The sequence below is a fragment of the Actinokineospora baliensis genome, assembly GCF_016907695.1.
GTDB classification, from domain to species: Bacteria; Actinomycetota; Actinomycetes; order Mycobacteriales; family Pseudonocardiaceae; genus Actinokineospora; species Actinokineospora baliensis.
Genome location: NZ_JAFBCK010000001.1, coordinates 3,521,685 through 3,545,313, shown reverse-complemented (window position 1 = coordinate 3,545,313; position 23,629 = coordinate 3,521,685). Strand labels below are relative to the sequence as shown.

Below are 23,629 nucleotides of genomic sequence, written 5' to 3'. Positions count from 1 at the left end.
CCGCCACACGGTCGTTACGCTGCGGTGATGCCTACTCCACACCCCGGCCCGGTCACGCCGGACGACGTCGGTGCCGCGGTCGACCTCGCCATCGCCACCTTCGGCGGTGTGCCCACCGAGCGGTGGCAGCAGCGGGCGGGCTCCCTGGACTGGACCTGCTGGGAGACCGCCGAGCACATCGCCGACTGCCTGTTCTTCTACGGCGGGCAACTGGGCACCCGCGTCCCGCCGACCACCACCCAGCCCTTCGACTGGGGGACGCGGCGCGACGGGGGCCCCAGCGGCATCATCTTCGCCAACCCCGCGGCCGGGGTCGACGGCCTGATGCAGGTCGTCGAGACCTGCGGGACGATCCTGTCCTCGATCGTCACCACCGCGCGCCCCACGGGCTTGGCGTACCACTCCTACGGCAAGTCCGACCCCGAGGGCTTCGCAGCGATGGGCGTGGTGGAGACCCTGGTGCACGGCCTCGACCTCGCCGAGGGGCTGGGGATCGACTGGAACCCGCCGGACGCGTTGTGCGACCGGATCCTGGCGCGCCTGTTCCCCTACGCACCCGATGACGTGCACGGATGGCGGTCGCTGCTGTGGTGCGCTGGGCGCATCGAGCTGCCAGGCAGGCCGCGCCTGACCAAGTGGCAGTGGGACGGCACCCCACGATAACTCCACTGTGGACATTCCACTGAGGACATTTGCGGCCGCGGATAGACTCGGTGGCGGAGGTGGCAGCCATGCGCGTTGCGCTGATCGCGCTCCTGTTGGCCACTACTGTGGCCGGTGGGGCGCACCAAGCTTCCGCGAGTACCACCGAGGTCGACGCGGTAGCACCGTACGTAGCCATCATCAGACCGGTGACCGCCGAACGGCTGGGCAAGAGCTGGCGCCCCGGCTGCCCGGTCGGACCAGAGGGGTTGGCGCTGGTCACGATGAGCACCATCGGGTTCGACGGTCGGGTGCACCGGGGTGAGCTGGTGGTCGCCAAGGACGTCGCGGTGGAGGTCGCGACCGCGTTCGGCGAGCTCTACCGGGCGAGGTACCCCATCGAGCGGATGCTGACGGTGGAGAAGTACGACGCCGACGACGACAAGTCGATGGCGGCGAACAACACCTCGGCGTTCAACTGCCGCCCCATCACCGGCGGCACGCGGTGGTCGAACCACTCCTACGGGCGGGCGATCGACATCAACCCGGTGGTCAACCCCTACATCTCCGGCTCGGGCGCGGTCTACCCGCCCAACGGCGCCCCGTACGTCGACCGGACCCGCACCGACCCGGGCCTCATCCACGCCGATGACGCGACCGTGCGCACCTTCGAGCGCCGCGGCTGGGACTGGGGCGGGTACTGGACGACGCCGATCGACTACCAGCACTTCGAGAAGCCCTAGACCGGCTTCTTCGGCAGCACCACCCGCACGCCGTAGCCGTCGAGGTCGACGGTGGTGTGGGGTGGTGCGCCGTCGTCCGAGTCGTCCCGCAGCATCAACTCGGTCTTGCGGTACTCGAGTTCCTCCCGCTTGGGGCCGGAGAAGAAGGCGCCGAGCTCGTCGAAACCCGCGGCGGAGACCGGCGTTCCCGTCCGGTTGCGGCGCCACGGCAGCCAGCTGCGCTGGTGCATCCACAGCCCGAAGCGCTCCAGGGCGGCGAGCACCACGAGCAGCACCACCAGACCGGGGAGGCTCATCGCCCACAGCAAGCCCATGCCGCTCCAACGACCGGCGCGGCCATCACAGTTCCCGGACAAAACCGGTAATTGGCACGCACTGGTCCAGCGCCGCTCTTGTCCACTGACGGTCGCAGCGACCATGCTGGGCGAACCCTCGGGCGGGCGTACGGAGCGAGGAGGACGGGCATGTCACGGCGACCTCAGCCCGCCGGTTCCGTGCGCGCCTACTTCGGGTGGCGGCTGCGCCACTGGCGGCGCGCACGGGGGTTGTCGCAGGCCGAGCTGGGTGCTCGGCTCGGGTACGGGGACTCCCACCTGAGCAAGGTCGAGAGCGGGGACCGGTGGCCACCACCGGACCTGCCGGACCGGGCCGACCGGGTCCTGGACACCGGCGGCGAACTCGCCGCCCTGTGGCCGCTGGTCGAGCGGGAACGGCAGGAGGGTCCCGGGGCCAGACCGGTCGAGGCGGTCCCGCCGTCCACACCGTCGAGCCCCACCGCGCCCGAGGCAATGGCTGCGCTGCTGGAGGCCTACCACGACGTCGGCTCGCAGCTGGGCAGTCGGGACCTGGTGGTGCCGCTCGAACACCACACGCGCGCGGTCGTGCAGTGGCAGGCGGGGTCCTCCGACCCCGAGCTCGCCCGGCTGGCGGCCAGGTTCGCGCAACTGGCAGGCTGGGCCCGCTTCGACGGCGCGGACTACTCGACCGCCCAGTTCTGGTACACCTGCGGCCAGCACTGGGCGACCCTCGCCGACGACCGCGACCTGATGAGCCGGTTGTTGGCCCGCCAGAGCTCGGTCCACTGGTCGGTCGGCAACGCCGCGGGCGCCATCGCCTTGGCCGAACGCGCCCGCCTTGTCGAGGGGACCAGACCCGGCGTCCGCGCTTGGGCGTGCCTGGCGGAAGCGCGCGGACACGCCCTGGCCGGTGACCGCCGCTCGTGCGAACAACGCCTCGACGACGCGACAACGCTGCTGCGCGCCGCCGACCCACGCACCGAGCCTTGGGCCGCGCAGTCGGTCTTGGCGCTCGCCATGGGCACCTGCTACCGCGATCTGGCTGCCCGGGACACCCGGTCAACGTTGGCGACGACAGCCGTCGACCACACCACCCGCGCTCTCGCGGCCGTACCTGTAGCGAACGAACACGACCGCGCCGTCGTGGCCACGCGCCTCGCGAGCTCCCACACCCACGCGGGCCAACCCGACGAAGCGGCATCGGTGCTGACAACCCTGTTGAGCCCCCCATCCGGCCCGCACGGATCAGCCCGCGTCAGAGCGGAGATGCGGGTCGTGCACACCGCGCTCACCGAGCAGTGGCCCACGGTCGGCGCTGTTCGCGAGCTGACCGACCTGGTGCGCACCACACTGCCGAACTAGCCGAGCACGCCTGGCCGGTGCCGCGCGAGGCGGGCACCGGCCAGGCATTCAGGGGCGGCGGGTGGTCAGATCCGCGCGGTGTTGTCGATCAGGTCCTTGATCTCGTTGTAGATCAGGTTGATCCGGGCGCCCTGGTTGCCGGGGCAGCCACCGAGGTGGTGCAGTGCGATGACCTTGTGGTTGGCCGCCAGCACGGGAGATCCGGAGTTTCCGCCGGAGGTGTCGCAGCTGTAGCTCATGTTGTACGAGTCCGATGCCGCGCTCCGCACTGTGCACAGTGGACCGCCCTGGGCCTCTTCGTAGATGGACAGCCGCTTGGGCTTGCCGTCGCCGTGGCCGGGGATGTAGATCCGCTCGCCCGCGACGGGGGCGCGCGGGTCGAGGTAGAGCGTGCCGAACTGCTGGATCGAGGCGAAGTTGTTCACCGAGAACAGCGTGTAGTCGAGCCTGCTGGACCCGCCGGGGCTGGTCTTGTAGAAGGTCGCGCCGCTGACCTTGGTGCCCGCGGCGGGGTTGTTGCCGCCGCAGGTCGCGCAGGCGTAGGCGAACTGGACCTCCGAGGACGACACCGCCGACTGCGTGGAGATGCAGTGGTTGTTGGTGAGCACCCGGTTCGTGTTGCCGACGCGCCAGGCGGTGCACAGGCTGCCGCCGCTGATCAGCAACCGGGCCACCGCGTTCGCCTTCGCGTATTCGGTGGGGTGGCTGCTCTTGTAGCACACGGTGTCGCGCCGGGCGTCGGTGCCGCAGATGCTGAAGAAGCTGGGGTTGTTGGCCCTCACCTCGTCCGGGCTGTACCCGCGCCAGTACCGGTCGATGGAGAACCCGAGCCCGCGCGTGGCGACCGCGGAGCCCCCCACCTTGTGCAGGGTGACAACAGCGGCCTCACCGTCGATCGACATCGCGGCGAAGCCCTTGCGGCCGTGCCGGGTGAAGTCGCTGTCCCCGGTGCGCGCCCCACCGGCGGTGGGATCACCGTGGTAGGTGTGGACCTCGCGCCCGGTCGGATCCGCGACGGTCACGTAATCGCCGGGGGCGAGCTTGAGCGACTCGAAGTGCACCTTGATGTAGGTCGCACCCGGTTGTCGGATCTCCCGCCGCTGCGCGCCCGTGTAGGCGATCGAGCTGCCGAGAACCGTTTCCTCGCCGACCTTCATGGCCCCCGAAGGAGCCACCGCCGCGGTCGGTGCGGGTTCGGACGAAGCCCACGCAGGGCCGAACATCGCGCTGCCAGCCGCGACGGCAAGGGCGAGCACAACGATCGGGGTTCGGGCCACGTTCCCCTCCTAACAGTCGTGAACGGGACATATCCCACCCGGTATACGCGGCCCCGAACCCCGCCCGATACCCGTCCGACCTTGACTGACCTCCTGTCAACCCAGTCATGTCCACAAAGGACTACCCGACCCGCTCCCCCGCCGCCGCGGCGAGGTCGGCCCCCACGGGTTCGGTGCGGGTCACGGGGCCGCACAGCCACGACGCGACCGCGCCGATGAGGCAGAGGGCGATGGCGCAGCCGAAGGCGATGGCCAGACCGTGGGCGAATGGCTGGGAGATGAGGCTGGGGAAGAAGCCGCGTCCGGTGAGGTAGGTGGCCTGGTCCGGTGGGAGGGTCGCGAGCTGGTCGCCCAGGAGCTGGCGGATCGGGTTGTAACCCAGGAAAGCGGCGAACAGGACCGCCACGGCCGGGAGTGCGGCCACGTGGGACGCGGACTCCGCGGGGACGCCGTGGGCTTGCAGGCCGGTGCGCATCGCGTCGGGCAAGGTTGCGGCGAACCCGGCGATGATCAGGCTGAAGAAGAAGCCGATGGACAGGACCATCGCGGTGTTCTGGAACGTCGTCATCATCCCGGAACCGGAGCCCCTGGCGTGCGAGGGAAGGCTGTTCATCACCTCGGCCCGGTTCGGCGAGGAGAACATCCCCATACCGATGCCGTTGAGCACCAGCACCGCCGCGAACGCCGGGTACGGGAAGTTCACCGGCAGCGCGATCAGCAGCACGAACGACAACGCCGTCACCAGCAACCCGACCGACGCGAGCACCCGGCTGCCCACGCGGTCGGACACGATGCCGGACGCCGGTGCCGACAACAGGAAGCCGACGGTCATGGGCAGCATGTAGATGCCCGCCCACAGCGGGGTCTGCTCGTAGCTGTACCCGTGCTGCGGCAGCCAAATGCCCTGCAGCCAGACAATCAGGATGAACTGCAGCCCGCCCCGCCCCAGCGAAGCGGCGAAGTTGGCCACGTTGCCCCAGGTGAACGATCGCGACCGGAACAGCGAAAGGTCGAACAGCGGAGTGGCGACCCGGCGCTCCACCTGGACGAACACGGCCAGCACCGCGACACCGCCGATGAGGCAGGTGAGCACGAATGGGCTTCCCCACCCAGTTTGCGAGTCGCCGTAGGGCTGGATGCCGTAGGTGATCCCGACCAGCAGCGCGATGAGACCGACGGCGAAGGTGAGGTTCCCCCACCAATCCATCTCGGCGTGCTTGCGAACGCCGGTGTCGTGCAGCTTCAGGTAGGCCCAGATGGTGCCAACCACCCCGAACGGCACGGACACCAGGAACACCAGGTTCCAACTCACCGGCGCGAGCAGCCCGCCGATGACCAGGCCGAGGAACGACCCGGCGATCGCGGCCACCCCGTTGATCCCCAGCGCCATGCCGCGCTGGTTGGCCGGGAAGGCGTCGGTCAGGATGGCCGAGGAGTTGGCCATCAGCAGCGCTCCGCCGACGCCCTGCACCACCCGCCAGCCGATCAGCCACAGCGCGGCGGCGTCGCCGGTGAACCAGGTGGCGGCCAGCAGCACCGAGGACGCGGTGAACACCGCGAAGCCCAGGTTGTACATCCGCGCCCGGCCGTACATGTCCCCCAGCCGCCCGAAGCCCACCACCAGCACGGCGGTGACCACCAGGAACCCCATGATCATCCACAGCAGGTAGCCGGTGTTGGCCGGCTCCAGCGGGTCGATGCCGATGCCGGAGAAGATGTCCGGCAGCGCGATCAGCACGATCGACGAGTTGATCGTGGCGATGAGCATCCCCAGCGTGGTGTTCGACAGCGCGATCCACTTGTACCGCGGCCCCGGCGCGAACCCCTGGTCCGCGCGGCCCGCCTGCCCGGTCCGAGTCACTTAGCCATGCTAAGCAAAACGCTTGCCCTTCGGCAATGACTGCCGTCACACCCGACGGTGACCGGCCCGCGCTACCCTGGCCGCACGAAATGAACGGCGCTCGAATAATCGTCGACGGAACGCCGCGAAAAGAAAACTGTGCGCACCCCGCCAAACCGACTGTTGTTCGACGCGGTTCCCGTTTCACATTCCCGCAGCGGGCGCACTGCCACAAGCCGGACAGCGCGGAACCAACGAGGTAGGCCGAACGCGGGAATCGGCGGCGTCGTTTTCCGGAATCGTTGCGCCATGCGGCTGACAGGAGCCGAAACGGCGCTGTGGCCCACCCGCGCGGTTCACTAGACTCCAATACTGCGCCAACGCACATTCCGCCGCCGCGGGCGGCTACCGGATCCGGGGAATCCAGGTCGAGGGGTGAGGCTGGTGGAGGCGGCGTTCGGGATCCTGGGCGCGACGGCACTGCGGCTCGACGGGGTGCTCGACGCGGAGTGGGAATCACCCAAACCCAAGGCGATGTTGGCGGCACTACTGGTCGCCCCTGGGCGGACACTGCCTGGTGAGGCGCTGGCGCGCTGGGTGTGGTCGCAGGAACAGCCCCCGCCGACGCGCACCACGGGCGCACTGGACACCTACGCGACCCGCATCCGCAAGCTGCTCAAGCGGTTGCCGGTCACCGCGACCCTGCGCGGGCACCGCGGCACGTACCGCCTGGACACGGACCGGGCCGCCATCGACTACTTCCAGTTCCGCGACCTCGTCGCCACCGCGCAGCGGCACTTCCGGGACGGGCGCTCCGCCGAAGCCGCCCACTACGCCGACCTGGCGCTACGGCTGAGCCGGGGGCGCCCGCTCGACGACCTGCGCTCGGCGGGGGCCCTGGCCTGGCGCGGCCGCTTCGAGCGCGACGAGCTCATCCCGGCGCACACCACCCACCTGAGCGCCCTGATCGACCTCGGCCGCGCCGACGAGGCCCTGGTGCTGCTCGACGACCTGCAGTCCGAGCACCAGGAAAGCCTCGCGCTGCACAAAGCGCGGCTGGTGACCCTGCACGCGCTTGACCGGGCGGAGGAGGCGAGCGAGTACTACCTGCACGTGTACCGCCAGCTGCGCACCGAGGGCGACCCCCAGGCCGCCGACCACCTGCGGCGCCACTACGAATCGCTGATCACCCGGGCGCACAGCGCACCGTGGGCCGCGCCCAAGGAGTACCACCCGCCCCGCCAACTCCGCTTCGACGTCCACGACTTCGTCGGCCGCGCGGACCAACTGTCCCAACTGGACACCTTGGCGCTCGACGACGACGGCACGCCGGTGCGCGGGGTCGTCGTGCTGGAGGGGATGCCCGGGGTGGGCAAAACCAGCCTCGCCGTCCACTGGGGACACCGCAGGCGCACCCACTTCCCCGACGGGGACCTGTTCATCGACCTGCACGGATACTCCGGTACCCCCGCTGCGACGCAGGCCTCGGTGATCGACGAGTTGCTGCTCGGCTTGGGCGAGGAACCGGACGCCTACGCGACCCGGGCCCGCGCTGCGGCACTGCGCCGGACGCTGGCCAACCGGCACACGCTGGTGGTGCTGGACAACGCGCGCAACTCCGACCACGTTCGCGAGCTGCTGCCGCTGCTGGCCGAGTGCCTGGTCGTGGTGACCAGCCGCAACTCGTTGACCGCGCTGGGCGCCAAGTACAACGCGCGGCGGATCCAGGTGAAGCCGATGTCGGAGGCGGAATCGACCTCGCTGCTGGGAACCAGGCTCGGCGCGGACTCCGATCCCGGGCTGCGGGCCGAGGTGGTGCGCCTGTGCGGCGGCCTCCCGCTGGTCATCGCGGTGGTGGGCCAGAACATCGCCGAGTACCGGCTGCGGCGCGACCACGCGGGGGTCGCGCCGCGGCGCCTGCTGCTGGAACTGGGCATCGACGCCGACGGCGACAACTCACCGCAGACTCTGTTCACCTGGTCCTACCGGGCGCTCCCCCAGGCACCCCGGCGGCTGTTCCGATTGCTCGGGCTGCACCCCGGCACCGAGTTCTCCGTGGCCGCCGCGCAGGCCTGCTGGGGCCGCGACGAGGCGGAGACCGGTGCGGCCCTGACCACCCTGGTCGGCTCGAACCTGGTGGAGCGGACCGATTCCCTCGACCGCTTCCGCCTGCACGACCTCATCGGCGAGTGCGCGGGCAACCTCGCCACCACCGACGAACCCGTCGAGCTCCGCCACGCCGCCGAACGCCGGGTGCTCGCCTTCTACCTCGCCACCGCCACCGCCGCCCACCACGCCCTCTACCCCGACAGCGACCCCGGCCCGCCGTTCGAGCTGCCCACGCAGGTGAGTCCGCTGGACTTCGCCGACGCGGACGCGGGGCGGACCTGGCTGGCCGTCGAGCACAGCACCCTGATGAACGCCACCGCGGTCGCCGCGGCCGCGGGCCACCACGACCTCGCCTGGCGGCTACCCCACGCGATGGGCGTGTACCTGGAGCAGTTCGGCTACCACGAGGACTACCAGCGGGCGCTGCAGACAGCCGTGACCTCGGCGGGAGCCGACGGCGACGAGGAAGCGGAAGCGGCGACGCTGGCCGACCTTGGACGCAGCCACATGACCCTGGGCAGGCTGCGGGAGGCGCAACAGTGCCTGCACCAAGCGATGGTGTTCGCCGACAAATCCGGTAACCAACGCGGCCAATGCGCGAGCCGGTTCAGCCTGGGCAGGATCGCCATCCTGGTCGGCGACACCGCCGCGGGAGTCCGGCTCCTCGGCGAGAGCCTCGAACTCGCGCGGGCAACCGACGACACAGAAGCGAAGCGGTGGACGCACTACGAACTGGGAGACGCACTGCGGCTCGCCGGTGACCTCAACAAAGCGCTGCTACACCTGCTTGAGGCGCAACAGCACGCCGCCGAGGCGGGAGATGACTACGCGTTGGCATTGGTCCTGGCCGGGATCAGCGCGGTATCGCTCGCACAGGGCGAGCACGAGAAGGCGGCCTCCTTCGGCATCGAGGCGATGAACGCCGCCGAAGCGTCGCGCAACGCGGGCGCCATCGTGACCACCTGCACCGCCCTCGCCGAGGTGGAACTCGCGACGGGGGCGTGGTCGGCCGCGGAACTGCTGGCCACGCGCGCGGTGTCCCTCGCGGAGCGGGTGCACGACGTCCCGGTGCACGCCCGAGCTGCCGAAGTGCTGGGCGACGTCCTCGCCGCGCAGGGCAGGCACGCCCAGGCCCGGCGGACCTGGCTGGAAGCCGATGAGCTCTACCACCGCCTAGGCAGCACGGCGGGCAGACACCGGGTCTACACCAAGATCGTTGACCTCTCCCGCTGACGAGCTACCCCGTTCGTGGAGGCACCGAGCCGAATGCCACCGGGGCATTGCCCTCGGCCACATTCCACCACGAACGTGTGATCTCTTTCGTAGCAACCTTCGGCCGCTCTCGGTGATCATCGAGGTCAGCGCCGCGCGCCGGTGCGGCCGGTGCGAACAACACGGGGTTGATCGGCCGCCAGTGGGTTGACTACCCACGAACGGGTGGTGGAGACTGCCGGCAGATGATCCAGTTGCGCTCGCCACTGTCGTCGAGCGCCTCGAGAAAGCCAGAATCACCTTGCTGAAGAAGGTCCTCGCGGTCGCCGCACTCCTGCTCGCCCCGGCCGCCGTGGTCGTCTACATCGTGACCACTCACGACCTGGAAACCGCGATGGCGTGGTGGCGACTGCGCTGATCAGTCCCGTGTGGACAGCGGCGTCAGAGCCCGCTGTCGGAGGTGAACACCTCTAGCCTGCGGAACAACTCCACATGGGCAAGGCCGCAGAACACCGCGAGCTCAGCGACAAGTGTGGGTTCCAAGTGGACAATGCCGTCCTCGTCAACGCCCGCGTCGAGCCGGTGCTGCGCCCACCGGCGCAGCGGCTCCAAGTCCGGGGAACGATCGCGCACCAGCAGTCGCAGATCCACCGCGCACGCCAGCAGGTGCGGTTCGACACCGGCCCGGCGCATGGCGTTGGTCAGCACCTGCGGTGCGGGGATGCCGAGCGCGTCGCAGATGGCCACGAAGCGGCCGAGGGTGCACTGCCGGATTCCGAGTTCGTAGGTCGCGATAGTCTGCGAATGCACTTCACGATCCAGCTGGGAAACCAGCTGCGCCCTCGTCCAGCCGAGCGCTTCGCGCGCTGTCCGCAGTTCGTGCCCGATCGCGCGTAACAGGGCTGGATTGGTCAGCACCCGTTCCCGACGGTCGCTCACACCAGGCCCCCTGGAACTCGTCCCTCGTTGCCAAGGATAGTCATCGACCGCGGCGCGCCCGGCGTTTCACCGCGCGTTTTCGACGGGGCCGGAAACGCGTGATGATCTTGCTCCACGGGGTCGGCCACCGCGAGGGCTTGTGATCGAAGTCCTACCGTCTGTGATCACCGGGTAACCCGTTCACAGCGGTGCCGATCCCACCCACCTCGGCGTTCACACGGAGCCGGTGAATGCCCGTGAACGCCCGTCCGCGCCCCTACCGGGCCCGCCGGGCGGGTGATTGACTGGCGGCCATGAGCACCGCGGACGCGACCAGGCGAGCGTCGATCATCACCGTTGACGACGACCCGGCGGTGTCCCGGGCGATCGCGCGGGACCTGCGCAGGCAGTACGGCGAGGCCTACCGGGTGGTGCGGGCGGAGACCGGGGAGCAGGCGCTCGAGGCGGTGCGCGAGATCAAATTGCGCGGCGAGGAGGTCGCGGCGCTGCTGGCCGACTACCGGATGCCCGGGATGTCCGGGATCGAGTTCCTCGAGCAGGCCATGGAGGTCTTCCCGCTGGCCCGCCGGGTGCTGCTGACCGCCTACGCCGACACCGACGCCGCGATCCGGGCGATCAACGTGGTCGACCTCGACCACTACTTGCTCAAACCGTGGGACCCCCCGCAGGAGAAGCTGTACCCGGTGCTCGACGACCTGCTCGCGTCCTGGACGGCGGCGGCCAAGGGGCGGGCGCGGCAGGTCAGGGTCGTGGGGCACCGCTGGTCGAGCCGGTCCTACGAGGTCAGGGACTTCTTGGCGCGCAACTGCGTGCCGTTCCGCTGGTACACCCTGGGCGAGGACCCCGAAGGCGACCGGCTGCTGCTCGCGGCCGACGAGGACGGCACGCGGCTGCCGGTGGTCGTCACCGAGGACGGCGCGACCTTGGTCGAGCCCACGGACGCCGAGTTGGCGGCGAAAGTCGGGCTCAGCACGGTCCCCGCGACCGACTTCTACGACCTGATCGTGGTCGGCGGCGGCCCCGCTGGCCTGGGCGCGGCCGTCTACGGCGGCTCGGAGGGGCTGCGCACGGTGCTGGTCGAGCGGATGGCGACCGGCGGGCAGGCGGGCACCAGCAGCCGGATCGAGAACTACCTCGGCTTCCCCGACGGCGTGTCCGGCGAGCAGTTGACCGAGCGGGCGCGCAGGCAGGCGGCGAAGTTCGAGGTCGAGGTGCTGACCACCCGCCAGGTCGTGGGGCTGCAGCCGCGCGGCGCCGCCCGGGTCGTGCGGTTCGACGACGGCACGGAACTCGCGGCGCACACGGTGATCCTGGCGACCGGCGTGTCCTACCGGGTGTTAGCGGCCCCCGGCCTCGACGAACTGGCCGGTCGCGGCGTCTTCTACGGCGCGGCCACCACCGAGGGGCCCAGCTGCGCGGGCCAGGACGTCTACATCGTCGGTGGCGCGAACTCGGCGGGCCAGGCGGCGATGTACTTCGCCAGGCACGCCAAGCGCGTGGTGCTCGTGGTCCGCGGCGACTCGCTGGACCGGTCGATGTCGCGGTACCTGATCGACCAGATCGCCGAGGTGCCGACGATCGAGGTGCTCACCCACACCGAGGTGGTCGGCGGCACCGGGACCGAGCACCTGGAGTCGTTGACCCTGCGCGACAACGGCACCGGCGCGACGAGCACGGTCGAGGCGTCCTGGCTGTTCGCCTTCATCGGTGCCGCGCCGCGCACCGACTGGCTGGAGGGCACGCTCACCCGTGACCGCAACGGGTTCGTGGTCGCGGGCCCCGACCTGGTGGTCGACGGCACCCGGCCGCTCGGCTGGGACCTCGACCGCGACCCCTACCACCTGGAGACGAGCCTGCCCGGGGTGTTCGTGGCGGGCGACGTGCGGGCGGAATCGGTCAAACGAGTGGCCTCCGCGGTCGGCGAGGGCGCGATGGCCGTCACACTGGTGCACCGGTACTTGGAGAAGGCATGACCCCCGACGAGCTGCGCGGCCTGTTCCTGTTCGAGAGCCTCGACGACGACCAACTGGCCTGGCTGGCCGAGCACGGGGTGGAGGAGTCTTTCGCGCGCGGCGCCGAACTGCTGACCGAAGGCGAACCGGCCACGTGTTTCTCCGTGCTGCTCGAAGGCTCGGTTTCGCTGTTGCGCGCGGTCGGCGGGGAACGCGCGGAGATCTCCCGCACCGACCACCGGGGCGCCTATTTCGGAGCGACGCAGGCCTATCTGCAAGACGAAGGCGCAACCAGGCGGAATTATCTGATGACCGTCGTCGCCGTGACGGATGTGCGGCTGCTGCAGTTGCCCGCGGCGGAGTTCGGCCCCGCGGTCCGGTCGTGGTTCCCGATGGGGATCCACTTGCTCGAAGGCCTGTTCTGGGGGATGCAGAACACGCAGGCCGTGGTGGGTCAGCGGGAACGGCTGCTGGCCCTCGGGTCGCTCACCGCCGGGCTGACCCACGAACTGAACAACCCGGCGGCGGCCGCAGTGCGCGCGACGGCGTCACTGCGCGAGCGGGTGGCCGGGATGCGGCACAAGCTCGCCCTGCTCGCCGGGGGCGCGATCGACCCCGCGGTGCTGCCTTCGCTGGTGCGGCTGCAGGAAGAGGCCGTGGAGCGGGTCGCCAAAGCGCCGAAGCTGAGCCCCATGCAGGCCAGCGACCGCGAGGACGAACTGGCCGACTGGCTCGAGGACCTCGGTGTCACGGGCGGCTGGGACCTGGCACCGATCCTGGTCACCAACGGGCTCGACGTGGAGTGGCTGCAGCGCGCGGTCACCCAGTGCCCGGCCACGGCGACCGAGGCCGCGGTGCGCTGGCTGGCGTACACGGTGGAGACCGAGGCGCTGATGAACGAGATCGAGGACGCCACCACCCGGGTGTCCACCCTGGTCGGCGCGGCCAAGCAGTACTCCCAACTCGACCGGGCGCCGTTCCAGGTGGTCGACGTGCACGAACTGCTGGACGCGACCCTGGTGATGCTGGGCGGCAAGATCGGCCACGGGATCGAGGTGGTCCGCGACTACGACCGCTCCCTGCCGCCGCTGCCCGGGTACGCCGCGGAACTCAACCAGGTCTGGACGAACCTGGTCGACAACGCGGTCGCCGCGATGGCGGGCACCGGCACGCTGACCGTCCGCACGGCGCTCGACGGCGACCGGCTGCTGGTCGGGATCGCCGACACCGGACCGGGTATCCCGGCCGAGGTGCGCGGCCGCATCTTCGAACCGTTCTTCACCACCAAACCGGTCGGCGAGGGAACCGGACTGGGCCTCGACATCTCCTGGCGGATCGTGGTCGACAAACACCACGGCGACATCCGGGTCATCTCCGCACCCGGCGCCACCGAGTTCGAGGTTCGACTGCCACTGCGCCAAGGGTGAGGGAGATGCGGTGGCGCCACCCTGCGTGGACGCCACCGCATCCGGTCCGCCGCTACCGCTGCGCGAGGTACTCCCGCGCGGTAGCACGGAGTCTGTTGTGGACACCGTCGAAAGCCTGCGGCGCCACGATGTCCTTGGCGATCTTGGCGAGCATCGTGTAGTTCGTGTCGACGACGTTGCCCGCGGGCGCCAAACCCGCCTGGCTCACCAGCTGGTACGCGTCGAGCGCATCAAGTCCCAGCAGCTCGCCGGTCCAGCCGACCAAGTCGTGCTGGCTGATCCGGAAGGCGTCTTCCAGCGGCCGCGCCGACCCGGTGGACATCAGGTACCGGTCGTCCTCCAACCGGGGCCACGGGCAGGGCACGCCCTTGATCAGGTCCACCACCACGACCGTCGACATCGCCGCTTCCACCGCGGTTCCGCAGACCTCGCCCTCGCCCTGCCTGCAGTGGCCGTCGCCGAGGGAGATCAGCGCCCCCGGCACGTTCACGCCGAAGTACGCGGTGGTCCCGGCGCGCATCTCGGGGGTGTCCATGTTCCCGCCGTGCGCGCCCGGGGTGATGCTCATGATCACCTCGCTCGCGGCGGGCGCGACGCCCACGGTGCCGTGCATGGGGTCCAGGGGGAGCTCGACGCTGAAGTCGCTGGAGCGGGCCAGGAACCGGCACACCCAGCGCTCCACGTCGACCTCGTAGCGCCAGACGCGTTCGGGGAGGGCGTCGTGGAGCATGGCGGTGGTGTGCGTGGCGGTCAGGGCGCCGAAGTGCGGGAAGGTCGAGGAGATGGCCCAGTCGCGGCGCGGGCGGATGTCGACGAAGTGGACGGCGACCGTGTCCCCCGGTTCGGCGCCCTCGACGGCGATGGGACCGGTGACGGGGTTGAGGTACGGGAACTGGCACACCTGGCTCGGCAGGTCGTCGACACCGCGGACGGCACCGCCGAAACAGTCCTCTGTGGAGAGTTCGACGACCGTTCCGGGTGCGACGGTCAGCGCCGCGGGTCGCCCGCCGAAGGTGTAGGCGGGCTCGGAGACCAGCTGTTCTACCCTCACTTGTCCTCCCCCGAGATCCCGGCGAGCACCGGCTTGCGCCCCGTGAGCAGCAGGCCGACCAGCACGACCGCGCCGATGCCGAGCCAGACGAAGCCGAGCGCCTGCGCGGCGACCTTCGCGTTGATCACGACGTAGGCCAGGATGCCGAACCCGATGACCGGCGCGATCAGGTGCTTCCACCAGTCGCGGCTGCGGGAGCGCACGACGTAGTGCACGACCACCGAGACGTGCAGGACCAGGAACGCGGTCATGGCACCGAAGTTGACCAGCGAGCTGAGCAGCGTGATGCCGTCGTCACGCGACTGCATGTAGAGGCCCAGCGCCAGGGAGACGCCCGCCACCAAGAGGGTCGCGTTGACCGGGACCTTGCGGGTCGGGTGGACCTTGGCCAGGAAGCCGGGCAGCTGCCGGTCGCGGGCCATGGCGTAGAGCAGCCGGGAGGTCGCGGCCTGCGCGACGAGCGAGTTGGCGAAACCCCAGGACACGGCGGTCGCGGCGGCGGTCAGCACGGCCAGCCAGCCGCCACCGGCGACCCGGGCGGCGTCGTAGAACGAGGTCCCCGCCGCGTCGCCGTTGGCGATCAGCCCGGCCGGGTCGGGCACCAGCAGCGCGGCGACCCAGGTCTGCACGATGAACAGCACCCCGGTGACCAGCAGCGCGGCCACCATCGACCGGCCGATCGCGCGCGCCGAGTCGCGGTTCTCCTCGGCCAGGGTGGAGATGCCGTCGAAGCCCAGGAAGCTGAGCACCGCGATCGACACGGCGCCGAACACCAGCGCCCAGGAGAACGTGCCGCCGTCGAACAGCGGGGTGAAGCTGAAGCCGCGGCCCTTGCCCTGGGTCAGCGCGACGACGCCGATCACGATGAAGATCGCCAGGATGGCCAGCTGCGCGACCAGCATGACCCGGTTGACCTTGGCCGTCATCTCGATGCCGAGGTAGTTGACCGCGGTGTTGAGCACGACGAAGGCCACCAGCCACAGCCACACCGGGATGGCGGGCAGCAGCGAGTTCATCGCGATACCGGCGATCAGGTACAGCAGGCTGGGCACCAGCACGTAGTCGAGCAGGATCATCCAGCCGGACAGGAAACCGACCGGGGAGGCGATGCCGCGCCCGGCGTAGGTGTAGACCGAGCCCGCCATCGGGAACGCCTTGGCCATCTGGGCGTAGGAGTTGGCGGTGAAAAGCATGGCCAGCATGCCGATGGCGTAGGCGAGCGCGATCATGCCGCCGGACCCGGAGAACACGCTGCCGAAGATGCCGAATGGCGCGATCGGCACCATGAAGATCATCCCGTACACCAGCAGGTCGCGGAAGCCCAGCGTGCGCCGCAGTTCCTGGGTGTAGCCGTAGCGGCCGAGCCCACCGTCCTCGCTCATCGTTGCCTCCAACATCGCCCGTGGTGCGCGAAGCGTAGAGCGATTACTTCCATTTGGAAATAGTTCGACCCGGCCGGTTTCGGCCACGGTCGGTGCGCGACCGGGTGAGCGGGGCCACATCGACACCCGTCCGGTGTAGGCCGCCGGGCCCGGGGGTACCTGCTCGGTGAACCAGACCGACCGGCGGAGAAGAGGACCATCCCATGTGGATCGCGCTCGCCATCCCGTTCGCGCTGATGCTGGGGGCCGTGGGCATGCAGCGGCTGGAACCCACCGCCCTGGCCCCCGCCACCACCGACGACCCCCTGCAGCGCACCGACCTCTGACCGGCGGGGCTCAGAGGCGCAGGTCGCGCAGCAATGCGGACAGCGTGGTCACCGTGTCGGCGCTGAGGCGGTCGACCAGGGTGCGCTCGTGGGCGGCGGCCAGGGCTTCCAGGCGGTCGAGCTTGGCGCGGCCCAGTTCGGAGATGTGCACCGAGACCCGGCGGCGGTCTTCCGGGGACTGGGTGCGGTAGGTCAGGGCCGAGTCGACCAGGGCGTCCACCAGGCGGGTCAGGGTGGGGTGCGGGATCTCGACGGTGATGGCCAGTTCGCCCATGGACCAGCCGTCGGCGGCGGTGGACAGGGCGCGCAGCACGCGCCACTGGTCCACGGTGGTGGCTTCCTCTTCGAGCACCGTGCCCAGGTCGCGGGCGAGGGCGCGCTGCGCGCGGGTCAGCAGGTCGACCAGGTCGGGGACCTGGGTGTCGCGCTGAGCGGCCATGACGAGCCTTTCGCCGGGATACCTCTCGGCGAGCATACTGTCCGGTCATGGACTCCACCTCGGTCGTGCGCGCGGTCGTGCGGGACCGGGTGGAGGTCGCGCTGACAGGACCGGACCCGGCGGTGTTGCGGATCGGGCTGCTGCTGCCGCTGTCGGGGGCGCTGGGGCTGACCGGGCCGTCCGGGTTGATGGCTGCGGCGCTGGCGGCGACCGAGCTGACCGCGGCGGGCGGGGTGCTCGGGCGGCCGGTGCAGTTGGTGCTGGTGGACGCGGGCAGGGCGCCGGTCGAGGTCGCCGCCGAGGCCACCGCGCTGGTGGGTCTGGTCGACGCCTTCGTGGGGTTCCACACCAGTGACGTGCACCGGGCGCTGGAGGTCGCGCTGGGCGGGCTGGTGCCCTACATCTTCACCCCGCCGCACGAGGGCGGCGGCCGCCGAGCCGGGGTCGTCCTGCTCGGCGACAGCCCGACCAGGCAGCTCGCCCCGGCGGTCCGCTGGCTGGTGGCGCGGCGCGGTGCCCGGCGGTGGGCGCTGGTGGGAAGCGACTACATCTGGCCGCGAGCGGTGCACCAGGCGGCGACGGGGATCGTGCGTGGGCTGGGCGCGCAGGTCGTGTCGCGGCGGCTGGTGCCGTTCCCGGGTAGTGGGATCGACGCGGAGGCGATCGTGGCCGGGTTGGCCAGGGAGCGGGTGGACGCGGTCCTGCTCAGCCTGGTCGGCCGGGACCTGGCGCAGTTCAACCGCGCGTTCGCCGCCTCGCCCCTGGCGCAGCGCGTGGTCCGCCTCTCCGGCTCGCTGGAGGAGAACGGCCTGCTGGCCGCGGGCGGCGACGACACCGGTGAGCTCTACGCCGCCATGCGCTCCTTCGCGGGCCAAGGCGACGAACGCCGTATGGCCCTGGCCGAACGCCACCACACCCTCTTCGGCGACCAAGCCCCCGTCCTCGACGCCTACGCCGAAGCCTGCTACGACGGCGTCCACCTCGCCGCGGCGTTGGCGAGCACGCGCTCGCTCACCGCCGCCCTGGCCCAGTCCGCCACCGCGGCCCTGCTCACCTCGGGCGACCGCCGCCCCTGGTCCGCCGCACCGCTCGGGCCACCCAGGGCGGGCACGTTCCTCGCCCGCGCCACCGGCCTGGACCTCACGGTCATCACCTCCCTGCCCTGACCGCACCCCCATTTCCGCTACACGATCGGGTGGCAGGAAAGGGCGATTTCAGCGGTGATCCGTAAGGTGGGGCCGCACCGCGTGGAAATGCCGCGACAATGCCGAGGGCCAGCGCGGGGAAATCCCAGCCGAGGAGCCGCCGTGATCGCGACCGCAGTACTGTCCGCTGTCCTGCTGGCCGTGCTCCCCGCCCCGGCGGACTCCTGGCCGCGGCTGAGCATCACGGTGGACAACGCGGCGGCGGCGGCGACCGAGGGCGATCGGCTGACCTACACGCTGACCCTGCGCAACCTCGGCGCGAGCGCGGTCGACGACCTCGCGCTCACCCAGAGCGTGCCGACCGGGCTGCGCTTCGACGCCGCCGAGCCGAGCGGCACGGCGGGCACCACCGCGGTCGCGTGGTCGGTCGACCTCGCCGCGGGCGGCGAGGCGGTGATCCGCTCGACGATGACCGTGGTCGGCGAGCACCCCAGGGTGGCCACCACCGCGTGCGCGCGGACCACGCAGGACGGGCCACCGGTGGTGTGCGCGTCGCACTCGGCCCGGGTGGTCGCCGCGGCGGCGGAGTCCTGGGTGACCAGGAACCGGTGGTACATCGCGGGCGGGTTCATCGCGGCCGCCGGAATCGCCCTTTTCGCCAGGCGCCGGTTGTCCTCGCGCGAGGGCACCGACTGACCGAACCCGCGCCGAGGCCGGTTGCTACTGTCCGGAATGCGCCGGTCGGCCGAATCCGCCGAGCCGACGTCGGCAATGTCACATCATCACATCCGGTCGGCGGAAAGCCGAACAAGCAGCAAACCGTGAGTAGCCGCGAACGGGCCGGTGGACACGGCAGGAGCAATCCCACGGCTGTGACCCGCACATTCAGTGAAGACGATCTCCGATTTCGTGCGGCATTGACCGAATTGTCTGTTGATCTTGATCCCCATCCGGCCCATCGGCCACCGCCGATCACCTGACGCGCTAGCGTTGCGATACCGAGAACCCAGTAACAGCAACCGGTTCCGGGCGACTCTCAGTGCGTCGCGTGATCATCGGGGGATGGCCGAGGGGGATGGACATGGATGTCGTTGTGCCCGCGCACAACGAGGAGTTCGGCATCACCGGGTGCCTGGACAGACTCGCCGAGTCGACCCAGGTGAACAGGGTGGTGGTGGTCGCCAACGGATGTGCCGACCGGACCGCGGAACTGGCCCGCGCGCACTTCAGCGCACCCATCGTCATCGAAGTCGAACAACCGGGAAAAGCAGGGGCTTTGAACGCGGGCGACGCGGTGTGTGTCGATTTTCCGCGAGCCTACATCGATGCCGACATCGAACTCGGCGGCGCTGATCTGGACGCGCTCGCGCACGCCGCGCGGGAACCGGGCGTCGAGGCGTCCATCCCCGCGGCGCGGCTGGACCTGACCGGGGCGTCCTGGTTGGTGCGCCGCTACTACGCGGTCTGGCAGCGACTGCCCTCGGTGCACAGCTCGTCGGCGGGCCGAGGCGTCTACGTGCTCGGCCGCGACGCGCACGAGCGGGTGTTCCCGCTGCCCGCCGACCTCATCAGCGACGACGGGTACGTCTCCCGGCTGGTACCCGTGCGCGCGGTCGTCGACAGCGCCCGGGTCACCATCGCCGCGCCGCGGGACCTGCGCAGCCTGGTCCGCAGGCGCGCGCGGGTGCACAGCGGCAACGCGCGCATCCAGCAGAGCAGCGCCGCGGGCACCGGGCTGGCCACGGTGCTCGGCCTCGTGCGCACCAGGCAGGCCTACCTTCTCGACGCCGCGGTGTTCGTCGGTGTGACGCTGCTCGCCCGGCTGTGGGTCAGCGCCCACCGCGGCGAGGTCGGCTGGGGCACCGACCATTCCAGCCGGACCGCGGTTCGCGCCTGAGGGGCTGTCGCGCCGAGCGGCGGAATCGACCCACAAATGGTCCATTGAGGAATATCGAATTCTGGCGCCGATCACGCGCGCCACTACCGGAAGGGTTCTTTACCCTTTATTGGGATACACCCAATCGGCGCTGACTGGCGTCCTCGGGGTGCTGCTAGCTTGGGTTTCGGAAGGCATCTGGGGAGATCGACCACCGAAACCCGCGGTACACCACCGGTTGGCACGGCGCCGCGCCGTGTCCACCGGTCGTCGCCGCGCGGGCATTCGCAGGGCAAGCGGCACCACACCACTGGCACCACCACTGGGAGGACACGCATGTCTTCACGACGGCCGCCGACGCGGTCAGCGCACCGGAAGTCCACAACGGCCAGACTCGCCGCCCTCGTCGCGGGCGTCGGGCTCGTCGCCGCGCTCGGCGCTGCGGCACCAGCCCTGGCGGCACCGACGGCGCACACCGCGCCCGCGGCACCGGCGGGAGCCACGTCGACCACCTACACCAGCGGTTTCGAAGGCGGTGACTGGGAAGGCTGGTCACCGGAGGACGGCGGCAACACCAGGGGCTGGTGGATCGACCACACCACCGCGCAGGCGCACGGCGGCAGCCAGTCGCTGAACTACCAACTGGACGGCACCTGGGACAACGGCACCATCTGGATCGAGCGGCAGTTCAGCGCCCCGTCGGGGACCTCGGTCCCGGTGACGGTCACCTACTGGGCCTGGTCGCCCACCAGCGCGGGCCCCAGCGCCGGGACCTGGCTGACCACCGCGTCCATCAAGGGCACCGACCACGACCTCGGCGCCACCGCGTCGAACCCGCCGTGGGACAACCTGGGCACCTGGGACACCACGCCGGAGAACTACTACGGCGGCTGGCACCAGTACACGAAGTCCGCGAACGTCAACACGATCACCTCGGGCGGCACGGTGAACGTCGCGATCGCGCTGCACGCGAACTTCGAGACCGTGCGGGACTACCTGCACTTCGACGACGTGTCCGTCACCATCGGCTGATCGGGAGCGAAACGATGCTGAGCAGGAAGATCGCGGCCGTCACGGCCGCCGTGCTGACCGCCGGTGCGGCCGTGTTCGCCGCGGACGCCACGGCGAGCCCGACCGGCGCCGCCGCGGTGACCCACACCTACGACTTCGACAACCTCGACGACGTCATGCAGCACGACGACGGGGGCTCCTCGGGCTGGTGGGTGGACAAGGACACCACCACCGCGCGCAGCGGCACCCAGTCCGCCCGGTTCCGGATCCGCTCCTACACCTCCTCGGGCAAGCCGTGGATCCAGTGGTTCTACCCCAGCCCGCAGCAGTCGGCGGCGCTGCCGATCGAGATCAGCTTCTACGTGCGCTCCCCCGGCAGCGGGCCGGTGAACTCGTGGAACGCCGCGGCGTACGCCTCGACGGTCAACCCGCACAGCGACTCCGGGTCGCCGAGCGCGGGGTGGCAGTACCAGTCCATCACGCACACGTCCAACACGTGGGTGAAGTACACCTTCACCACCACGGTGAACACGCTGTCGGCCTACGAACTCCACGTGGCCGCGGGCATCGGCGCGACGTGGCCGAACACCCGCACGTACTACATCGATGACGTGACGGTGAAGATCGGCTAGAGCAGGCACCGAGGCCCGGTCCCACCGGGGGATCGGGCCTCGGTCCACTGTGGATCAGGCGAATCCCCGGTCGACGAACGGGGTGTCGGCGACCACCGCGGCGGCGCGGTAGAGCTCGACGTGGGTGTCGATCGCGTCGAACGCGTCGTAGGCGTACAGGTCGGCGACGAACGCGTCGATCTTGTCCTGGGTGGTCGATGCCATCAGGAACGCGTGCGCCAGGTGCCGGATGCTGCCGTCGTCACCGGGTTTCATCCGCGTGCTCACCGTCGAGAGCGACCACTTGGCCACCAGGCGGGCACTGGGTCGGCGGAACCGGACGGTGATCGCCAGCGGGGTGCGGTCGATGAACAGGGTGTCCTCGTTGAACTTCAGCTGCCGGTAGGCCTCGACCTTGCGCAGCTGCTCGACGAGGTAGGCCGACATCCGCTGGGAGTGCACGGCCAGCGAGATCTGCTTGCCGTCCGGGTTCTTGGCGATGTGGTCCCACAGCACGATCGGCGAGAACCCGTTGCGGGACCCGGCGAAGGTGGTGTCCAGGGACCCGATGTAGTCCGGTTTGCTCGGTGGCTGCATCTGGTACTTGACCTTGGTCATGAACACGCCGCACGGCCACGGCGCGCCCATCCACTTGTGCCCGCTGACCACGATCGAGGCCACCATGTCCAGCTCGACCGGGTCGGCGCCCGCCGGGGCGTACCGGGAGCGGATGCCGAAGTCGAACTCGGGCACCGGCGCGTCCGGGGTGTAGCCGTACTTGGGGTCCCGCTCCGCCTTGATCAGGAACGGCACGTAGCCCGCGCCGAGCGCGCCGTCGACGTGGATCCAGAAGCCGCGCCGGTGGTCGGTCCGGCGGCCGGGTCCGTAGTGGATCTCGCGGTCGATGAGCTTGTACTGGTGGAAGATCGGGAGCAGCCGGTCGGCGACCTCGCGCACCGGGTCGTAGGCGCCCTTGAAGGTGCTGCCGAAGTTGAGGCTGACGATGATCGGGTGGCCCTTGCCCGCGAAGAAGTCCACCAGGGTGACGAGCTTGTCGACGTCGATCGAGCCGGGGCCGTAGGTCGAGTACTGCTCGTCGCGGTGGGTGGTGCTCGGCAGCGCCGAGGGCACCTCGTCCGGCCAGACGCCGTCGTTGATGGGGCACTGCTTCGGGTAGAGCTTGCGGCCCAACTCGCCGAAGGTCGGCAGGTTGAGCACGCGCACGGACTTGTTGAACGAGTAGTGGGTGTCCTCCGAGTAGAAGACCACCGGCTGGTAGGCGGTGTTGTCCGGGGCGGCGTCGTGCGGGTCGGCGTAGGTCAGCGAGGCGCTGTCGGACTCCTCTTCCCCGAGGAGCCGCCGACCGCAGAGGTAGTCGCGGGCGTTCCACAGCGCGTACATGTTGCCCTCGGTGGACCCCATGCTCAGCCCGTAGCCCCAGCAGGACTCCCGGTCGGCGCGCGCGTACGGCTTGCCGCGCCAGAGTTCGGCGAAGTAGTTGAGCACGGCCTGCTCGACGACCTTGGAGTTGACCTTGAAGCCGCCGTCCTGGAACGGGTCGCCGATGTTGTTGATGTGCGTGCGCAGGAACCGGCCCAGGTCCTCGGCGTAGCCGTCCATGTTCTCGTTGACCTGGTAGCCGAGCAGGTGGTCGCGCTTGTGCTCCAGGTGCGCGGCCAGCCGGTCCAGCACGGCCGCGCGCTCGGCCGGGGTGAGCCCGGTGCGTTTGAGCTTGAGTTGCTCGGCGGTCGGCGGCGCTGACGGGTAGGGGGTCCAGATCTCCTGGTCCCCGACGACCAGGTCCTCGGTGAACACGTCGCCGCGCACCGCGGCCGGGCGGCTGTCGACCTGCGTCATGGCGGTCCTTCCCTCGTTCCTCGGGTTCGGTGCCGATCGGGCGGTCGGCGCCACCACCCCGGCCTACCGGAGCGGGCGGGCGGACTGAACGGCGCGCGGGCGAGACCACCCGCCCGGGTCCGGTGGCCACCC

General features: G+C 70.3%; 20 protein-coding genes. 12 read left to right on the top strand and 8 right to left on the bottom strand.

The genetic code is table 11. The features are described from left to right. Nucleotides 1-27 precede the first annotated feature (27 nt). Both JOD54_RS16800 and JOD54_RS16795 read left to right on the top strand, forming a co-directional pair. Nucleotides 28-663 (top strand): DinB family protein, encoded by a 636-nt coding sequence (locus tag JOD54_RS16800; RefSeq protein WP_204451433.1) that lies wholly within the window; start codon nucleotides 28-30, stop codon nucleotides 661-663. Nucleotides 664-731: 68 nt separating this feature from the next. Then, nucleotides 732-1,385: a M15 family metallopeptidase gene (locus tag JOD54_RS16795; protein WP_204451432.1), complete on the top strand. Its 654-nt coding sequence runs from the start codon at nucleotides 732-734 to the stop codon at nucleotides 1,383-1,385. Here JOD54_RS16795 and JOD54_RS16790 read toward each other — a convergent pair. Further along, on the bottom strand, nucleotides 1,382-1,699 hold the full coding sequence (locus JOD54_RS16790) for a DUF6191 domain-containing protein (RefSeq protein ID WP_204451431.1): 318 nt from the start codon (nucleotides 1,697-1,699) through the stop codon (nucleotides 1,382-1,384). The genes JOD54_RS16795 and JOD54_RS16790 overlap by 4 nt on opposite strands. 150 nt (nucleotides 1,700-1,849) lie before the next feature. On the opposite strand from JOD54_RS16790, the gene JOD54_RS16785 reads away from it, so the two are divergent. Further along, a complete protein-coding gene (locus tag JOD54_RS16785) occupies nucleotides 1,850-3,043 on the top strand; it encodes a helix-turn-helix domain-containing protein (protein ID WP_204451430.1) in 1,194 nt (397 codons plus the stop codon). 65 nt (nucleotides 3,044-3,108) lie between these two features. Here the strand turns inward: JOD54_RS16785 and JOD54_RS16780 are convergent, their stop codons facing one another. Then, nucleotides 3,109-4,320 carry a trypsin-like serine peptidase gene (locus JOD54_RS16780; protein ID WP_307860114.1) on the bottom strand — a complete coding sequence of 404 codons (1,212 nt, stop codon included), beginning with the start codon at nucleotides 4,318-4,320 and terminating at the stop codon, nucleotides 3,109-3,111. Between the two features lie 121 nt (nucleotides 4,321-4,441). Beyond that, nucleotides 4,442-6,088, bottom strand: a complete 1,647-nt coding sequence (locus tag JOD54_RS16775; RefSeq protein WP_204456324.1) for an MFS transporter — start codon at nucleotides 6,086-6,088, stop codon at nucleotides 4,442-4,444. Nucleotides 6,089-6,595: 507 nt separating this feature from the next. Here JOD54_RS16775 and JOD54_RS16770 point away from each other — a divergent pair. Continuing rightward, nucleotides 6,596-9,502: a BTAD domain-containing putative transcriptional regulator gene (locus tag JOD54_RS16770; protein ID WP_204451429.1), complete on the top strand. Its 2,907-nt coding sequence runs from the start codon at nucleotides 6,596-6,598 to the stop codon at nucleotides 9,500-9,502. 420 nt (nucleotides 9,503-9,922) lie between these two features. On the opposite strand, the gene JOD54_RS16765 is transcribed toward JOD54_RS16770, so the two are convergent. After that, nucleotides 9,923-10,399, bottom strand: coding sequence for a helix-turn-helix domain-containing protein (locus JOD54_RS16765; protein ID WP_307860543.1), 477 nt, complete (start codon nucleotides 10,397-10,399; stop codon nucleotides 9,923-9,925). Nucleotides 10,400-10,713: 314 nt separating this feature from the next. On the opposite strand from JOD54_RS16765, the gene JOD54_RS16760 reads away from it, so the two are divergent. Further along, nucleotides 10,714-12,393, top strand: a complete 1,680-nt coding sequence (locus JOD54_RS16760) for an NAD(P)/FAD-dependent oxidoreductase (RefSeq protein ID WP_204451428.1) — start codon at nucleotides 10,714-10,716, stop codon at nucleotides 12,391-12,393. Then, a complete protein-coding gene (locus JOD54_RS16755; protein ID WP_204451427.1) occupies nucleotides 12,390-13,799 on the top strand; it encodes an ATP-binding protein in 1,410 nt (469 codons plus the stop codon). The genes JOD54_RS16760 and JOD54_RS16755 overlap by 4 nt, the downstream gene beginning before the upstream one ends. 52 nt (nucleotides 13,800-13,851) lie before the next feature. On the opposite strand, the gene JOD54_RS16750 is transcribed toward JOD54_RS16755, so the two are convergent. Both JOD54_RS16750 and JOD54_RS16745 read right to left on the bottom strand, forming a co-directional pair. After that, nucleotides 13,852-14,850 (bottom strand): acetamidase/formamidase family protein, encoded by a 999-nt coding sequence (locus JOD54_RS16750; protein ID WP_204451426.1) that lies wholly within the window; start codon nucleotides 14,848-14,850, stop codon nucleotides 13,852-13,854. After that, nucleotides 14,847-16,232 (bottom strand): APC family permease, encoded by a 1,386-nt coding sequence (locus JOD54_RS16745; RefSeq protein ID WP_204451425.1) that lies wholly within the window; start codon nucleotides 16,230-16,232, stop codon nucleotides 14,847-14,849. Before JOD54_RS16745 ends, JOD54_RS16750 begins: the two co-directional genes overlap by 4 nt. Nucleotides 16,233-16,435: 203 nt before the next feature. Here JOD54_RS16745 and JOD54_RS35060 point away from each other — a divergent pair, with 203 nt between their 5' ends. Then, a complete protein-coding gene (locus JOD54_RS35060; RefSeq protein ID WP_275592662.1) occupies nucleotides 16,436-16,558 on the top strand; it encodes a hypothetical protein in 123 nt (40 codons plus the stop codon). A gap of 10 nt (nucleotides 16,559-16,568) precedes the next feature. On the opposite strand, the gene JOD54_RS16740 is transcribed toward JOD54_RS35060, so the two are convergent. After that, nucleotides 16,569-16,997, bottom strand: a complete 429-nt coding sequence (locus JOD54_RS16740) for a MarR family winged helix-turn-helix transcriptional regulator (RefSeq protein ID WP_204451424.1) — start codon at nucleotides 16,995-16,997, stop codon at nucleotides 16,569-16,571. A gap of 47 nt (nucleotides 16,998-17,044) precedes the next feature. Between JOD54_RS16740 and JOD54_RS16735 the strand changes: the two genes are divergently transcribed. From JOD54_RS16735 to JOD54_RS16715, 5 genes are all read left to right on the top strand, one after another. After that, nucleotides 17,045-18,163: a substrate-binding domain-containing protein gene (locus JOD54_RS16735; RefSeq protein WP_204451423.1), complete on the top strand. Its 1,119-nt coding sequence runs from the start codon at nucleotides 17,045-17,047 to the stop codon at nucleotides 18,161-18,163. Between the two features lie 141 nt (nucleotides 18,164-18,304). Beyond that, nucleotides 18,305-18,838 carry a DUF11 domain-containing protein gene (locus JOD54_RS16730; RefSeq protein ID WP_204451422.1) on the top strand — a complete coding sequence of 178 codons (534 nt, stop codon included), beginning with the start codon at nucleotides 18,305-18,307 and terminating at the stop codon, nucleotides 18,836-18,838. Between the two features lie 379 nt (nucleotides 18,839-19,217). Then, nucleotides 19,218-20,039 carry a glycosyltransferase family 2 protein gene (locus tag JOD54_RS16725; RefSeq protein WP_204451421.1) on the top strand — a complete coding sequence of 274 codons (822 nt, stop codon included), beginning with the start codon at nucleotides 19,218-19,220 and terminating at the stop codon, nucleotides 20,037-20,039. Between the two features lie 315 nt (nucleotides 20,040-20,354). Then, complete coding sequence (locus JOD54_RS16720) at nucleotides 20,355-21,050, top strand: hypothetical protein (RefSeq protein ID WP_204451420.1); 696 nt, start codon at nucleotides 20,355-20,357, stop codon at nucleotides 21,048-21,050. A gap of 14 nt (nucleotides 21,051-21,064) precedes the next feature. Next, nucleotides 21,065-21,661 carry a hypothetical protein gene (locus JOD54_RS16715; protein ID WP_204451419.1) on the top strand — a complete coding sequence of 199 codons (597 nt, stop codon included), beginning with the start codon at nucleotides 21,065-21,067 and terminating at the stop codon, nucleotides 21,659-21,661. A 54-nt stretch (nucleotides 21,662-21,715) separates the two neighbouring features. On the opposite strand, the gene JOD54_RS16710 is transcribed toward JOD54_RS16715, so the two are convergent. Continuing rightward, complete coding sequence (locus JOD54_RS16710) at nucleotides 21,716-23,497, bottom strand: PLP-dependent aminotransferase family protein (protein ID WP_204451418.1); 1,782 nt, start codon at nucleotides 23,495-23,497, stop codon at nucleotides 21,716-21,718. Nucleotides 23,498-23,629 lie beyond the last annotated feature (132 nt).